The following is a 15,701-nucleotide window of genomic DNA, read 5'->3' on the forward strand; positions in this document are numbered from 1 at the left end:
CTCTTGCCTCCCTATGGGGCCTCACAACGCCGGGCGACGAAGCGCGCCAGCCGGTCGAGGCCGATGGTGATCTCGCCGGGCGTCAGATGGCTGAACGACAGCCGGATCTGTGGTCGTGGCAGGCCGTCGCCGTAGAAGTGGTGCATGGGCGTCCACAGGACGCGGTGCTCGCGGGCCGAGTGTTCGAGCAGCTCGTCGTCGGCGGGGAACGGGACGTCGAGGACGACGAAGAAGCCGCCCTCCGGGGTGTTCCAGCTGACGCGGCTCTCCGGTGGGAAGCGTTCGCGCAGCCCGTCGAGCATGTGCCGGAGGTTGCCCTGGTATACCCGGGTCTCCCTGACGTTCGCCGCGCGCAGGCTGCACCCGTTGGCGAGCAGTTTGCCGCCGATGACGGCCTGGGCGATGGGTGAGGTGTTGACCGTCAGCATGCTCTTGATCTTCGCCAGCTGGTCGGCGAGCAGCCCGTTCCCGGCGCGCTGGTCGGCCACGACGTAGCCGACCCTGGCGCCGGGGATGCCGGTCTTGGCGAACGAACCGAGGTAGACCACCCGCCCGCCGGGGTCGAGGGCCTTGAGCGTCGGCGCCCGCTCCTCCTCGCCGTGGAAGAGGCCGTACGGATTGTCCTCAAGGATCAGCAGGTCGAGCTCCCCTGCCAGGGCGAGCAGGCGCTCACGGGTGGCGCGGCCGAGGCTGACGCCGGAGGGGTTGGCGAAGTCGGCGACCACGTACAGCGCGCGTGGCCGCATCCCGTCGGCCCTGGCCCGATGGACGGCCGCGACGAGGTCGTCCAGGTCGATCCCCTCCGGGGAGCCGGCGACGGGCAGCAACGGCATGTCGGCCAGCGCCGCGGCGCCCGCCACCCCGACGTAGCACGGGAAGACGCTCAGCAGGGCGTCCCGCCCGTCGCGGCGCAGCGCCCGCACCGTGAGGTAGAGGGCCTCCTGGCAGCCAACCGTGACGACGATCGACTCGGGGTCGACGTCGATGCCCTCGTCCAGCAGGAGGTTCCTGGCCACGAGGTCGTGGATGACGCCCTTGGTGCGGCCGTACTGGAGCATGGTGCGCCTGACCAGGACCTCGTCCCCCAGCCGTTCCATCAGGTGGTCACGGTAGACGCGCAGGTAGCGGTGGACCTCCTCGATGTCGAAGAAGCCCTCGTAGGGCCGTCCCGCGGCGAAGGAGACCGCGTCGGGGAAGCGGCTGGAGACCTCGTTGAGGAAGTTCATCGACTCGATGACGGGAGAGCCGAGCGAGCCGTGCAGGCCGAGGAGGTCCAGGACGACCGTGTCGGCGAGGCCGGTGTCACGCGTCATGGGAGCCCGCCAGACCGCGGGGCCGCATGTCGGTCCAGTGCTCCTCCACGTAGGCGACGCAGTCGTCCCGGCGCGCGTCGTCGAGCCGCACCAGCCACCCGCCGGGTACGGCGGTGCCCGCGGGCCACAGTGAGTACTGGCCCTCGTCGTTGACCAGGACCTTGAACAGCCCCGTCTCCTCGTCGAACGGTCCGGGCATCTCAGCCTCCGCTTTCTCTCCCCGCCCCTCGCGGAGAGTCCGTCGTCATGTGGCCGTACCGGTGGGTCGCGCGGCGAGCATGAACCCCGCGCCGAGCACGGCGACCACCCCGCACAGCGCCCAGTGGCCGGCGGCGGTGTGCCCGTACAGGAAGCCGCCCGCGGCGGGGCCCGCCGTCTGGGCGACGGTCACCGCGACGCCCTCCGCGCCCTGGTAGCGCCCCCTGAGGTGGCCGGGCGCCAGCAGGCCCGGATAGGCCGTGGCCACCGGCGTGTAGACCATCTCGCCGAGCGTCCACAGCGCCACGGTCGCCACGAGCGCGGCCCGCTCGTCCGCGACCCCGGTCAGCGCGACCCCGGCGCCCAGCAGGACCACCCCGGCCGCGATCACGTACCGGGGCTGGCGGCGCTCGGTGAACCGGACGAGCGGCAGCTCGAACAGCACGATCAGCAGCGCGTTCACCCCGAGCAGCAGGCCGTAGAACTCGGTGCCGAGCCCCTGGTTCCTGACGTGCAGCGGGAGTGTCGCGATCGTCTGCGTGTAGACGTAGGTGGCGGCGGTCATCGACAGCAGGTACAGCACCATCGCCCGGTCGCGGAACACGGTCCGGTAGCCGCCGCGTGCCCCGGCGCCCTCGTGCTCGGGCGGGGCGGGCCTGGTCTCCGGCAGCAGCGTCAGCACCAGCAGCCCGAACAGCAGGCACGTCACCGCGTTGCCGACGAACAGGTAGGTGTAGGACAGCACGCTGAGCAGGCCGCCGACCACGCCGCCGATGGCCATCCCGAGGTTCATGGCCAGGCGCAGCAGGGAGACCGCGGCGATCAGGTCGCGGGCGGGCACGGTGTCGACGAGGATCGCGCCCGCCGCCGGGCGGTAGAGCTGCGCGAGGAATCCGACGGCCAGCGACAGCGCGACGATGACGCCGATGGTGTCGGCCAGCGGGACGAGCAGGGTGAAGACCGCGGTGCCGAACATCGAGGCGACGATCGTCCACCGTCTGCCGATCAGGTCCGCGATGCTTCCGCCGACCGCGTTGCCGAGGAAGCCGCCGAAGCCGACCGCGCCGAGCGCGAGCCCGGCCAGGAAGGCGGAGTACCCCCGGTGGGTGAGGTACAGGACCAGGAAGACGTTGAGGAAGGCGCCGAACTTGTTGACGAACATGCCCGCGCAGATGACCCAGGCCTCCCTGGGCAGGCCCATGATCCGCCGGGTGAGCGAGGTGGTGGTCGCGGTCATCGCGCGGAGCCACCGAGCGCGCGGAGCCCGTCCGTGCTTCCGTCCGTGCTTCCGTCCGTGCCTCCGTTCGTGCCTCCTTCGGTGTTCCCGTCCGTGCCCGCGTCTGTGTTCCCGCGTTGAGGGCCGCTCCGGTGGTCCGGGTCGGCGACGGCCTGGCGCAGCCTCGTGACGAACCCCTCGACCAGCCGCAGCGCGCTCTCCCGGTCGAACAGGTCGGTGGCGAACTCCGCGTAGCCGTCGAGCGCGCCGGGCGTGCCGTCCGCCTCCCGCCGGGCGATCAGGTCGAAGGTCAGGTCGAACCTGGCCGCCCCGGTCCTGGCCAGCGTCCACTCACCGCGCTCCGGCGTTCCGGGGGCCTGCGGAGTCGTTCCGGGGGTCCCCGGAGTTTCGGAGGGCTCCGGCGTGAGGTCGAGGGCGAGGTCCGGGGCGTCGAGCAGGCCGAGCGTGACCTGGAAGACCGGGTGGCGGGACAGCCCGCGTGCCGGGTTGACCCGTTCGACCACCAGCTCGAAGGGGACGTCCTGATTGGCCGAGGCGGGCAGCCAGCCGTCGCGCACCCGGCCGAGCAGCTCACGGAAGGTCGGGTCGCCCGAGGTGTCGGTCCGCAGCGCGACCATGTTGACGAAGAAGCCGACCAGCTCGTCGAGCGCCTCGGCCGTACGGCCCGCGGTCGGGCTGCCCACCACGATGTCGTGCCCGCAGCCCAGGTCGGTGAGCAGGTCCGCCAGCGCGGCGTGCAGCGTCATGAACAGCGTGGCCCGGCAGGAGCGCGCGAGGTCCTCAAGCCCCCGGCGCAGCTCGGCGGGGACGGTGAAGGCGACGGCGTCCCCCCGGTTGCCCGAGATCGGCGGCCGGGGCCGGTCCGGCGGCGGCGAGACCTCGTCGGGCAGGCCCGCGAGCCGCCGTTCCCAGTAGCGGAGCTGGGACGACAGCCTGCTGCCCGGGTCTCCGGCGTCGCCGAGCAGCTCACGGTGCCAGGCGGCGTAGTCGGCGTACTGCAGCGGCAGCGGGACGAACTCCGGGGCCGTACCCGCCAGCCTGGCCCGGTAGGCCAGGGACAGGTCGCGGCAGAGCGACGTCAGCGACCAGCCGTCGGCCGCGATGTGGTGCAGCACCAGCAGCAGTGTCGTCCCCCGCCCCTGGGACGGGCGCAGCAGCGCGCCGCGCAGCGGCAGGTCCTCGGTGATGTCGAACGGCCTGCGGACCTCGGCCGCGAGCAGCTCCTCCATCTCCGCCTCGGCGCAGACGGTGACCGTCAGCTCGGGGTCGCGCTCCCCGGGGTCCAGGACGCGCTGCCAGGGCCCCTCGTCGTCATAGTCGTCGGGGAAGACCGTGCGCAGGCTCTCGTGCCTGGTGACGACGTCGGCCATGGCCAGGCGCAGCGCGTCGGCGTCCACCTCGTACGGCAGGCGGAAGACCAGCGGGATGTGGTAACCGGGGTCGCCCTCCTCCTGGAGCTGGTCGACGAACCACAGCCTGCGCTGGGCGTGGGACAGCGCGATCCGCTCCGGGCGCGGCTTAGGAACGGGCGGAAGGCAGAGACCCGCGGCGCGGGCCGGTGAGGTGAGGAGGCGTACGGCCAGCTCGGCGACCGTCGGCGCCTCGAAGACCTCCCCCGCCTCGACCCGGAGGCCGAGGGCGGCCTCGGCCCTGGCCGCCAGCCGGGTCGCCGCCAGCGAGTGGCCGCCCAGGTCGAAGAAGCCGTCGTTCACCCCGACCCGTTCGACGCCGAGCACGTCGGCGAACAGGTGGCACAGCACCTTCTCCGTCTCCGACGCGGGCTCCGCGCCACCCGCCGCGCGCGCCGGGGCGGGCAGTGCCCGTATGTCGAGCTTGCCGTTGTTGTTCAGCGGCAGCTCCCCGAGCACGACCAGCGCCGAGGGCACCATGTACGGCGGCAGCCGTTCGCGCAGGTGGTCCAGCAGGACGTCCGCCCAGGCGTCCCCGGTCTCCCCGGCGTCTCCGGCGTCCCCTGCGGGGACGACGTAGGCGGTCAGGGTCGTGTCGCCGTGCCGGTCGGCGGTGGCGACGACGGCGGCCCGGGCCACGTCCTCCCTGCGGGAGAGCTGGTTCTCGATCTCGCCGAGCTCGATCCTGAAGCCACGGACCTTGACCTGGCCGTCGTGCCTGCCGACGAACTCCAGCAGGCCGTCGGGGCGGCGCCGTACGATGTCGCCGGTCCGGTACATCCGGGCGCCGTCACCCGCGAAGGGGTCGGCGACGAACTTCTGGGCGGTGAGGCCCGGTCTCGCCCAGTAGCCCCGGGCGACGCCCCGTCCGCCGAGGCACAGCTCACCCTCGGCGCCGTCGGGGACCGGGCGCAGGTGCTCGTCGAGGACGTGGACGGTGACGTCCCGCATGGGCGAGCCGATCGGCACCGGGCTCGGCACGGGTTCCTCGACCGGGTGGTAGGTGGCGAAGACCGTGGCCTCGGTCGGGCCGTAGACGTTGACGACGGAGCCCGGCCCCGAGGCGCGCAGGGTGCGCTCGACCGCCACCGGGGAGGCGGCCTCGCCGCCCATCCACACCTGGCAGCCCCCGGCGAAGGCGTCCGGGTGCTGCTCGGTGAGCACGTTGAAGAAGGAGGTGGTCATGAAGGTGCAGGTGACGGCCTCCTCCGCGATCGTCCGCGCCAGCGCGCGGGCCTCGACGGGGCCGGGCGGGGCGAGCACGACCGTGCCGCCGCGCAGCAGGGGGACCCACATCTGGAACACCGAGGCGTCGAACTCAAGCGGGGAGTGCAGCAGGACCCGTCCCTCAAGGCCGGTCCAGCAGGGGTCGGCGGCGAAGGCGACCAGGTCGCGGTGGCAGATCGCCACGCCCTTCGGCGTCCCCGTCGAACCCGAGGTGTAGACGACGTAGGCGAGCTGCCCGGGGACGACCTGTTTCCGGGCCGTTCGCGGGCCGGGTCCCGACAGGTCGAGATCCTCACCGACGACGGCCACCCGGGTGCCCGGCTCGCAGAAGCCCCGGACGAAGGCCGCGCGCTCCGCCGAGTCGGTGATCACGACGCGGATGCCGCACTCGGTGAGGATCAACCGCAGCCGGGCGGCCGGTGAGCGGGTGTCGAGCGGGACGTAGGCGGCGCCCGACTTCACCGTCCCGACGATCGCCGCGACCACGTCGGGGCCGCGTTCCATGAGGATGCCGATCCGCTGCTCGGAACGAATATCACAGCGTTCCAGAAAATCAACGAAAATGTCGGAGATCTCATCCAATCTGCGGTATGAGAGAACGGTCCCACCCTGCTTGACAGCGGGTCTGTCGCTGTTCTCCTGGACTTGTTCGGCGAAAGCGCCGACTATGGTGCGCGACTCGCCAGACACCGGAGAATCCCCCTTCTCTCACACGCCCGCCATTGAAACACGATGCCGCGCGTTCATGTCAACGCGCCGCCGGGGCGGGTCCGCGCGCCGCCACGATGTCCCGCCGGCGGGACATCGGCCCTCACCGGAGGCACTCGCTTGACGTCCACCGGCCATCTGGTTCAATCGGTCGAAAGTAACGTGGCAGATAACTCATACAAAAGCTATGCAGGATCACACGGGGAGTGATTTATCCATCCCTCGGCGTACGCATACCGGCCGCGAACACAAAGGGAAAAGGAACTGCATTGCTGAATGACATTCACGTTCACCGATTCCCCGGGGGAACCGTTTCCTCCGGGTTCGAGGAACTTCTTTCCGCGCGCAGAAAGCGCCTCTCCGAGGACCTCGCGCTCGGGCGTCTTCCGCACCGGAACTTCCCGGTGCTGGCCGTGCTCGCGCCCGTCATGACGCAGGCGGAGGGCGAGATCACCTACCCCGGCGACCCGATGTGCCTGTACGCGGCCCTCTCGGTCGCGGTGCGCAACGCCGTACGGAACGCCGGGCACTACAACGACCTGGCTCCGGGGTGGACCCGGTTTCCCGACCTCTCCTACCGCATGTCGGTCGGCGAGGACGGCTACCGGCCGTACACCGACTCGCCGAACACCGACGAGACCGTCTTCGACCCGCGCGTCTGGGACCGGGCGGCACGGGAACGCTGGATCGGCCTGCTGCGCGAGACCCGGCCGAGGATCGTGCTGATCAGCAGCGTCTCACCGGCCCACCGTTACGCCCTGGACATCGCGGGGCTTGCCAAGGCCGAGATACCCGGTGTCTACGTGATCCTGGGCGGGCGGCACGTCGACGAGACGACCACCTGCGTCCCCGGCGCCGACACGCTCATGATCGCGCCGAGCAGCACGCTCGCGGTCATGGACGACGGCAGGGTGCCGCACGTGGTCGACGCGACCGTCTCCGGCGAGGCCTACCACTCACTCGACCTGCTGATGCGCGCCGTCGCGCTCTCCGTCGACCTGGACACCGGGTGGGTCGCCCCTTCGGCCGTCCGCCCCCGCCTTGAGGACCTGCTGCGACGGGACGGCCCTGCCCCGGGGCGCTCCCTGATCACGCTGACCGGCCAGGACGCCGTGCACGCCTACCCCCAGGAAGGGCCCAGGCTCGACCTGACCACACTGCCCTCGCCGTACGAGGCGTTCGCGATCCGGTCCCGGTTCCCGATCTTCACCGACGGCGCGACCGGCGAGATCCAGCGGACCGCGCACGTGATGGTGTCCAACGCCTGCCCCTACCAGTGCAACTTCTGCTCGGAGACGGCCAAACTCGCGGGCGGCCTGAAGAAGTTCAGCCAGACACACGCCGGAGTCGAACGCGTGTGCGAATATGTGGGCTACGGCGCCGAGGCCCTGTTCTTCGACGACTCGGTCTTCTGGAGCGGCACCTTCCGGGACATCGCCGAGTTCTGCGCCGAGCTCGGCGGCGTCCGCCGCGCCGCCGCCGGGGAGCTGGACGAGGGCCTGCTGCGCTCGCTCGGCGGCGAGGACGGCCTGGCCCGCCTGCGCCGCCTGCAGTGGGGCGCGCAGCTGACCGTGGACGTGCTGGTCGGCCTGCACAGGCCCGAGGAGAGCGCGACGATCCTCGACCTGATGCGCGAGGCGGGATGCACCTACGTCTACATCGGCATCGAGAGCATGTCCACGCAGGTGATGGACCGCATCCACAAGAACCTCCGCCGCGTCGAGGGACGCGACTGGGCGCAGAAGGTGCGCGAGGCGACGTCACTGGTGAAGTCACACGGCCTGCGGGTCGGCACGTCCGTCCTGTTCGGCCTCGACGGGGAGACCCGCGCCAGCATCGACGAGACGATCACGGGGGTGAGCGAGCTGATCGACGAAAGGATCATCGACCTCGCCAGCCCGAACATCCTGACCTACCACCCGGCCACCCCGATCACCCGCATCCACGGCATGACCGACAAGCTCGACTACCACTCCCCGTGGGTCGACAACCGCAAGCCGTACATCTACTTCGAGGAGGCCTTTCCCGGCGTCGTGTCCGTCACACTGACGGAGGACGACCTCTGGTACATCCACAACGAGACGGAAAGACGCTGGGGCGCCATCCGTAACGACAGCGCGCCGGTGCCGCTCGAACAGGACCCCCGACAGGCTAGGTGACACATCGATGACCCTGGACGCCCTCGACCTCGCCACTCTCTCCCTGCGTGACGGGGAGAAATGGGCGTCCGCCCCGGCCGGGGTGCTGCCCGCGTGGGTCGCGGACATGGACTTCCCCATCTCGCCCGCCGTACGGCGCGCCCTGGTCGAGCGGATCGACACCGACCTCGGCTACCCCGCATGGTACGACGAGTCGCGCGGCGGGCCGCTGGGAGAGGCGTTCGCCGGGCGCATGCTCGGCCGGTTCGGTTTCGCCGCCGACCCCACGCACGTCAGACTGTTCACCGACATCAACCAGGCGATGCAGGTCGCGCTGCACTTCGGCACCTCACCCGGTGACCCGGTCGCGCTGCACTCCCCGGTCTGTCCCCCGTTCACCGAGATGCTGACCAAGCTGGGCCGCCCGCCGAGGCCCGTGCCGATCCGCTGGCGCGCCGGCGACTGGGACCTCGACCTCGACCGGATCTCCGAGGAGGTCAGTGGCCGTCACGGGACCCCGTGCCGCGCGCTGTTCCTGGTGAACCCGCACAACCCGACCGGACGTGTCTTCCGGCGCGACGAGCTTGAGGCCCTGGCCGCGCTCGCCGTCGAACACGACCTGCTGGTGATCTCCGACGAGGCCCACGCCGAGCTGGCCTACGACGGATACCGGCACATCCCGTTCGCCGCGGTCTCCGAGGAGGCCGCGGCGCGCACGGTGACGATCACCTCGGGCAGCAAGGCCTTCAACCTGGCCGGGGTCCGCTGCGCCGTCGCGCACATCGGCGCCAAGGAGGTCCGCGACGCCGTGGACGCGCACCGCGGCATCCTGTTCGGCCAGGTGAGCGCCCTCGGGGTGGACGCGCTCAGGGCCGCGTGGACCGAAGGGGACCCCTGGCTGAAGACCGTGCGGGACCTGCTGGCGCGCAACCGGCTGCGGGTCGCGGAACGGCTGCCCGAGGGAGTGGTCTACCGGCTTCCCGAGGCCACCTACCTCGCCTGGCTCGACTGCCGCGCCCTGGGCCTCGGCGACGACCCGTCGGCGTTCTTCCTCGAACGGGCCAGGGTCATGCTCTTCAGGGGTCCGGACTTCGGCCCGGAGGGCAGGGGGTTCGCCCGGCTGAACTTCGCCACCTCACCCGCGGTACTCGACGAGATGCTCGACCGGATGCGCGCCGCCGTACCCGGCTGACCGACCTGAGACGAGAAGGGCACCGATGCACGACACCCCCGGTACGGCGCGGCCCCACGACCTCGGCGCTCCGCGTGACTCCCGTGGCCCACAGGACTCTCACGGCTCTCACGAACTCGACGAGCCTCGTGACGCCCATGGCTTCCATGATTCGCATGTTCTCCACGGCCCGCGTGGCTCGCGCGGTCCTTGTGGTCCCCGTGGTCCCCGTGGTCCCCGGGAGGAGATCATGTGCGGGCTGTTCGCCGAGGTGCTGGGGGTGACGGACGTCGGTCCCGAGGACAACTTCTTCAGCCTGGGCGGGCAGTCGCTGCTGGCCACCCGGCTGGTCAAACGGGTCCGTACGGCGCTCGGCGCCTCGGTCGGTGTGCGCGCCCTCTTCCAGGCGCCGACACCGAGAGGGCTGCTCGGCCGTCTCGACGGACGGGAACGGCCCGCCGTCACGGCGGTCTCCCCCCGCCCCATGACGGTGCCCGCCTCACCGGGGCAGCGGCGTCTGTGGTTCCTCGACCGGCTCGCGGGACCGAGCCCCACCTACAACATGCCGGTCGCCACCGTGGTCCACGGCACGCTCGACCCGGCGACGCTGGCCGCCGCGCTGCGGGACGTCGCGCTCAGGCACGAGAGCCTGCGGACGGTCTTCACCGAGGAGGGGGGCGAGCCCGTCCAGCGGATCCTGCCCGAGCCCAGGACCGAGGTGGTGCTCACCGAGTGCCCGCCCGCCGAACGCGCGGCGGCGGTGGCCAGGGCGTGTGCCCACGTGTTCGACCTCACGACGGACTCGCCGCTGTACGCCGAGGTGATCAGGTCGGAGCCCGGCGAGTGCGTGCTCGTGCTGGTGCTGCACCACATCGCGGGCGACGGCTGGTCGATCGACCGGCTGGGGGCCGACCTGTCACACGCGTACGCGGCGCGGCTGACCGGGCAGGCACCCGGCTGGGAACCGCTACCGGTGCAGTACGCCGACTACGCCCTCTGGCAGCACGAAGCGCTCGCCGGGCAAGGCCCGAGTCGCAGGGTGAAGGGCGAGGCCGCCTCCCTCGTGGAGCAGGCCCCACGGCACCTGGCGGAGGGCGGAGTGCCTGACCGAGCCGTCTCCCGCCGGACGGAAGACGGCCCGCACCACTGGGTGGAGAGGCTGCACGGCCTGCCGGAGGAGCTGACACTGCCCACCGACCGGCCCCGCCCTCCCCGGGCCGACCACCGGTGCGGACGCGTGCTCGTCCCGATCGACGCCGAACTCGACCGAGGACTGCACGAACTCGCCCGGCGTCGTCACGCCACGGTCTTCATGGTGGTTCACGCCGCGCTGGCGGGTCTGCTGACCCGTCTCGGCGCGGGCACCGACATCCCGCTGGGCACGGTCGTCGCCGGACGCGGCGACGAGGCGCTCGACGACCTGATCGGATTCTTCGTCAACACCCTGGTGCTCCGCGTCGGCACCTCGGGCGACCCGGCGTTCACCGAACTGCTCGACCGGGTCAGGGAGGCGGACCTGGCCGCCTACGCCGACCAGGACGTCCCGTTCGACCACGTCGTCGAGGCCCTCAACCCGAACCGCTCCCCCGCCCGTCACCCGCTGTTCCAGGTGGCGCTGTCCTGGGCCGACAGCGGCGTCCTCACCCTCGACCTGCCGGGAGCGCGCTGCCTGCCGGGCACCGCGGTCGCCCAGGGGGCCAAGTTCGACCTGGACTTCGCCTTCGAACGGCGGGGCCGGGACGTCGAGCTCACGATCACCTACGCGAGTGCCCTGTTCGACGAGCCGACGGTCGCCACGATGGCCGAACGGTTCGTCCGTGTCCTGCGTCAGATCGTCGCGGAGCCCGAGACCCGGCTGAGCGCCCTGGAGGTGCTGTCCTCCCGGGAACGCGAACTGATCCTGACCGGCTGGAACGACACCGCCGCGCCCCGCCGCACCGCCTCGGTCGTCGAGGTGTTCGGCGAACGCGCTACCGCGACCCCCGACGCGCCAGCCGTCGTCGCCGGCCGTACCCAGCTCACCTATGACGAACTGGACGAACGCGCGGGACGCCTGGCCGCGGCGCTGGTCACGGCCGGGGTCGGCACCGGCACGACGGTGCCGGTGCTGATGGAGCGTTCCGCGGGACTGGTCGTCGCATTGCTGGCCGTACTGCGGGCCGGGGCGGCCTACCTGCCGGTCCACACCGCCTATCCGGTGGCCAGGATGCGGGCCGTCGTCGAGGAGAGCGGCAGCCCGGTGCTGCTGACCGACCAGGTGTACGGCGCGCACGAACTCACCACGGGCTTGCGGACACTGACGGTGCACCCGGACGGCGGCCTCTCTCCTTTCCCCGCGAGCCTCTCGGAGAGCGGCCTTGACGAGGCACGGCCTGAGGACCTCGCCTACGTCATGTACACCTCCGGCTCGACCGGTGAACCGAAGGGCATCGGCGTGACCCACCAGGGCGTCGTGGACCTCGCCCTCGACCCGATGTGGGAGGTCGGCCCGCAGGACCGGGTGCTGTTCCACGCCCCGCACGCCTTCGACGCCTCCACCTACGAGATCTGGGTGCCGCTGCTCACCGGGGGCACCGTGGTCGTCGCGCCGCCCGGCGACCTCGACGCCCCGGTGCTCGAACGGCTGATCCGTGAGCACGGTGTGTCCCACGTGCACCTCACCGCAGGACTGTTCCGGGTCGTCGCCGAGGACCTCGCCGGCTGTCTCACCGGTGTCCGCGAGGTTCTCACCGGCGGAGACGTCGTCTCTCCCCAGGCCGTGGCCTCGGTGCTCGACGCCTGCCCCGAGACGACCGTGCGGACGCTGTACGGCCCCACCGAGATCACCCTGTGCGCCACCTGGTCGCTCTGGCGGGCCGGGGACGGGCCGGGGACGACCGTTCCCATCGGACGTCCGATGGCCAACACCCGCGCCTACGTGCTGGACGACTCCCTGCGCCCGGTGCCGCCCCACGTGCCGGGTGAGCTGTACCTCGCCGGGGCCGGGCTGGCCCGCGGATACGTCGGGCGTCCCGGCCTGACCTCGGCGCGGTTCGTCGCCTGCCCGTTCGGCGCGGCCGGAGAACGGATGTACCGCACCGGCGACGTCGTCCGCTGGGACGAGCAGGGGCGTCTGTTCTTCCTCGGACGTGCCGACGACCAGGTGAAGATCCGTGGCTTCCGCGTCGAACCCGGCGAGGTCGAGGCCGCGCTGGCGAGCGTCCCCGGCGTCAGACAGGCCGTGGTGGTCGTCAGGGAGGACGCCCCCGGCGAGAAACACCTGGTCGGCTACGTCGTGACCTCCCCCTCCGGTACGCCCCCGGGCCACGAACCGCAGGAGACCGCACCGGACGGCGTGCCGGCCGGGCCCCTGTCCGGGCAACGCAGCCCGACGGACACCACCCTGATCGACGCCGGCCTGGCCCCGGAACAACCGGGCACCGCACCCGAAGGCCAACCGCCCCGGCCGAACGCGGCCACGACCGGCACCGGAGGCCTGGGCGTGGCGGACGCCGAGTGGTGTCGTGAGCACGTGGCCGGGTTGCTGCCGGAATACATGGTGCCGTCCGCGGTGGTCGCGCTTGAGGCGTTCCCGGTGACCGCGAACGGGAAGCTGGACCGGCACGCCCTCCCGGCTCCCGTACGGCGGGCGTCGTCGGGCGGTTCCGCGGGCAACCCTCGTGAGGCGGTCCTGCGTGAGCTGTTCGCCGAGGTGCTCGGGGTGCCCGAGGTCGGCGTGCGCGACAACTTCTTCGACCTGGGTGGACACTCCCTGCTCGCCGTCCGCCTCGTCAGCCGCGTCCGTTCCGTGCTCGGCGCCGAGGTCGGCGTCTCCGCGCTGTTCGCCGACCCGACCGTCACGGGACTCGCGGAACGCCTCGGCGAGGAGAGCGGTGCCGTACCCGCCGTCCTGTCCTACCGCCCCCGTGGTGAGCTGTGCCCGATCTTCCTGATCCCCGCGGCGAACGGACTCGGGTGGTGCTATTCGGCGCTGCCCAGGCACATCCCCCGGGGGCATCCGGTGCACGCCCTTCAGGACCCCCGCCTCGCCGTCGGACCGGTGCGCCCGATGTCGGTGCCCGAGCTGGCGGCCGTCTACGCCGAGCGGATGCGCGAGATCCGGCCTGCCGGGCCGTACGTCCTGGCGGGCTGGTCCTTCGGGGGTACGGTCGCCCAGCAGATCGCCGTCGACCTGACCGCCACGGGTGAGCAGGTCGCGCTGCTCGTCCTGCTGGACGCCTATCCCGGTGACGTCAGAGGACGCGCGTCCCGCCGCGGATTCGGGGCGAGAACCCCGGACCAGGCCTTTGAGGGTTCTCACAAGGAGTCCCCCGCGGAGGCCTCTGATGAGGCCCCTGCCGAGGTCGTTGAAGAGACCCATGAGGAGGAGGTCGCCCGTACCGCCCTGGACGGTGTCGCCGCACCCAGGGGCTCGCGACGGGAGGCGCTGCGACGGGCGGGAAGTCCACTCGCCGCCCTGGACGAGGCCACAGTCGACGACCTGGTGTCGATCACCGGGGAGAACACCCACGCGATGGCCGCGCACTCCCCCGTGCCCTTCACCGGCCCCACCCTCTGCTTCGACGCCTCCCTCCAGGACATCCACGCCTCGGACACCTGGCGCCCCTTCCTGCCCGCCCTGACCGTCCACACCGTGACCTGCGACCACACCTCCATCGTCAAACCCGAAGCCCTGTCCGAGATCTCCCCCATCCTGGCGAAACACCTGCTCGCCTCCGGGTGAGAGCCCGTCGCGCCCCGCTCGTCGAACGTGCTCGTGACCGCTCCGGTCGGAGCGGACGGTCCAGGCGTACGGATCACGCGTTCGACGCGCCGCCGATCTCGCCGACCATGTGGGCCGTCTCGAACCTCGGGTCCGGGACGGCTCTCCCCACGGCGGTCTCCTCGTCGGACCGACGAAAGCGCTGGGCGTCCAGCGCGCTACGCGTCTCCGCCTGTACAGGGGCTCCCACACCCGTCGTATACGAGCGCGCTGCGCGTTCCTCGTCGCCCTCCTCGTCGCCCAAGGTCTCCGGTCAGCGGCCTGGCGGCGGGAACGCAACCGCCGTGCCCCGGCGGGTGTGCCCTCCCGGTCCACGAGTCACTGGGCCGTGGCGTCCCAGGCCATCCGGTAGACGGTCATGGTCATCCCTCGGGGAACTCCCTGAGGAGTCCGGGAAGCCCGGTGACCGAATCGATCGTGTGGTCGGCTCCCCCGGCAAGGCCGTCCGCCCGCTGGTCGGCGTACTTGCCCGTGCGCACCTGGACGGTCCTCGCACCTGCGGCGTTCCCTCCGGCGACGTCGGTGGTCGCGTCGTCTCCGACGACCAGACACTCGGTGACCTCGACGCCGAGCGTCGCGGCGGCGAGGGCGAAGAAGTCGGTGGACGGCTTACCGAGCACACGGGCCTGGACACCCGCCGCGTACTCCAGCCCCGCCACGACCGCCCCGGTGTCCAGATGGTCGCCGTCCGCCCGCTTGAAATAGCGTCCGCGTTGCAGCGCCAGTAGCGCCGCGCCGGAGCGCAGAGCACGGAAGGCCCCGTCCAGCAGGGGGTAGCTCAACGTGTCCCGGCAGTCGCCCACCAGTACGTGGGTGAAGGGGGGCTCGTCGACGAGGCAGGGGAAGGACTCCCGCAGGGCCTGCGAGACCACCGCGTACACCCGGGCGTTTGGAGTGGCCGCCACCAGGGACTCGGCGGCCACCACCGGGGTGAACAACTCCTCCTGGCCGATCGGGAGACCGTAACCGGCCAGCCGGGCGAGAGTCCGCCCAGCGGGCTCGGAGTCGGTGTTGGTCAGGAACCGGAGCGCGAGCCCCTGTTCCCGTAGCTCGGTCAGGGCGGCGACGGCACCGGGAATCATCTCCCCGTTGGCGTACAGCGTCCCTTCCAGGTCGAACAGGACGGCGCGCACCGGATACTGCGATCTCATCTCATCTCCATGGGGAGTTCGGGTCGCGCGGCCACCGCGCCCTTGAGGAAGGCCCTCGGGGAGGGGTGACCCCGTACTCACCTCGTGAGGTCTGAGTCCACAACTGGTGGGCGTCAATGAGAACGGGCGAGGCTCCCTAAGACTGGAGACCCGCCCGTTCCTGTGCTGTTTCCCCTTTTCAGCGAACAGATCGCCGATGAGGAGTTGGTGCCCCCTGCAAGATTCGAACTTGCGCTCCCGGCTCCGGAGGCCGGTGCTCTATCCCCTGAGCTAAGGGGGCCAACGAGTGAATAGGCTACCAGCATCCTGGAGGGAACCGACACTCGAAACCCGAAGCGGGTGATCTAGAGGGCAGACAGGCGGGAAGCCCTGGGTGGGCGGCTTGGG

Annotated in this window: 9 protein-coding genes and 1 tRNA gene; 3 read left to right on the forward strand and 7 right to left on the reverse strand. The window is 71.5% G+C overall.

Annotated elements, in window-relative coordinates:
* Positions 1-11 precede the first annotated feature (11 nt).
* From ABT340_RS07030 to ABT340_RS07045, 4 genes are read right to left on the reverse strand one after another with little or no spacing between them, the layout of a single operon-like run.
* Positions 12-1,313 carry an aminotransferase-like domain-containing protein gene (locus ABT340_RS07030; RefSeq protein WP_352009752.1) on the reverse strand — a complete coding sequence of 434 codons (1,302 nt, stop codon included), beginning with the start codon at positions 1,311-1,313 and terminating at the stop codon, positions 12-14.
* Positions 1,303-1,512, reverse strand: a complete 210-nt coding sequence (locus tag ABT340_RS07035) for an MbtH family protein (RefSeq protein ID WP_352009753.1) — start codon at positions 1,510-1,512, stop codon at positions 1,303-1,305. Before ABT340_RS07035 ends, ABT340_RS07030 begins: the two co-directional genes overlap by 11 nt.
* 45 nt (positions 1,513-1,557) lie before the next feature.
* A complete protein-coding gene (locus ABT340_RS07040; protein WP_352009754.1) occupies positions 1,558-2,748 on the reverse strand; it encodes an MDR family MFS transporter in 1,191 nt (396 codons plus the stop codon).
* A complete protein-coding gene (locus tag ABT340_RS07045; RefSeq protein WP_352009755.1) occupies positions 2,745-6,074 on the reverse strand; it encodes a non-ribosomal peptide synthetase in 3,330 nt (1,109 codons plus the stop codon). The genes ABT340_RS07040 and ABT340_RS07045 overlap by 4 nt, the downstream gene beginning before the upstream one ends.
* A gap of 287 nt (positions 6,075-6,361) precedes the next feature.
* On the opposite strand from ABT340_RS07045, the gene ABT340_RS07050 reads away from it, so the two are divergent.
* The 3 genes from ABT340_RS07050 to ABT340_RS07060 all read left to right on the forward strand — a co-directional run bounded on the left by ABT340_RS07050 (position 6,362) and on the right by ABT340_RS07060 (position 14,124).
* Positions 6,362-8,251 carry a B12-binding domain-containing radical SAM protein gene (locus ABT340_RS07050; protein ID WP_352009756.1) on the forward strand — a complete coding sequence of 630 codons (1,890 nt, stop codon included), beginning with the start codon at positions 6,362-6,364 and terminating at the stop codon, positions 8,249-8,251.
* Between the two features lie 7 nt (positions 8,252-8,258).
* On the forward strand, positions 8,259-9,422 hold the full coding sequence (locus ABT340_RS07055; protein WP_352009757.1) for a MalY/PatB family protein: 1,164 nt from the start codon (positions 8,259-8,261) through the stop codon (positions 9,420-9,422).
* Between the two features lie 229 nt (positions 9,423-9,651).
* Complete coding sequence (locus ABT340_RS07060; RefSeq protein ID WP_352009758.1) at positions 9,652-14,124, forward strand: non-ribosomal peptide synthetase; 4,473 nt, start codon at positions 9,652-9,654, stop codon at positions 14,122-14,124.
* Positions 14,125-14,197: 73 nt separating this feature from the next.
* On the opposite strand, the gene ABT340_RS07065 is transcribed toward ABT340_RS07060, so the two are convergent.
* From ABT340_RS07065 to ABT340_RS07075, 3 genes are all read right to left on the reverse strand, one after another.
* Positions 14,198-14,353 carry a hypothetical protein gene (locus ABT340_RS07065; protein ID WP_352009759.1) on the reverse strand — a complete coding sequence of 52 codons (156 nt, stop codon included), beginning with the start codon at positions 14,351-14,353 and terminating at the stop codon, positions 14,198-14,200.
* Positions 14,354-14,525: 172 nt separating this feature from the next.
* Positions 14,526-15,314: an HAD-IIA family hydrolase gene (locus ABT340_RS07070; RefSeq protein WP_352009760.1), complete on the reverse strand. Its 789-nt coding sequence runs from the start codon at positions 15,312-15,314 to the stop codon at positions 14,526-14,528.
* A gap of 205 nt (positions 15,315-15,519) precedes the next feature.
* A tRNA-Arg gene (locus ABT340_RS07075) sits at positions 15,520-15,594 on the reverse strand.
* Between the last annotated feature and the right edge of the window lie 107 nt (positions 15,595-15,701).

Source organism: Streptosporangium sp. NPDC000239 (assembly GCF_040300765.1).
Lineage (GTDB): Bacteria > Actinomycetota > Actinomycetes > Streptosporangiales > Streptosporangiaceae > Streptosporangium.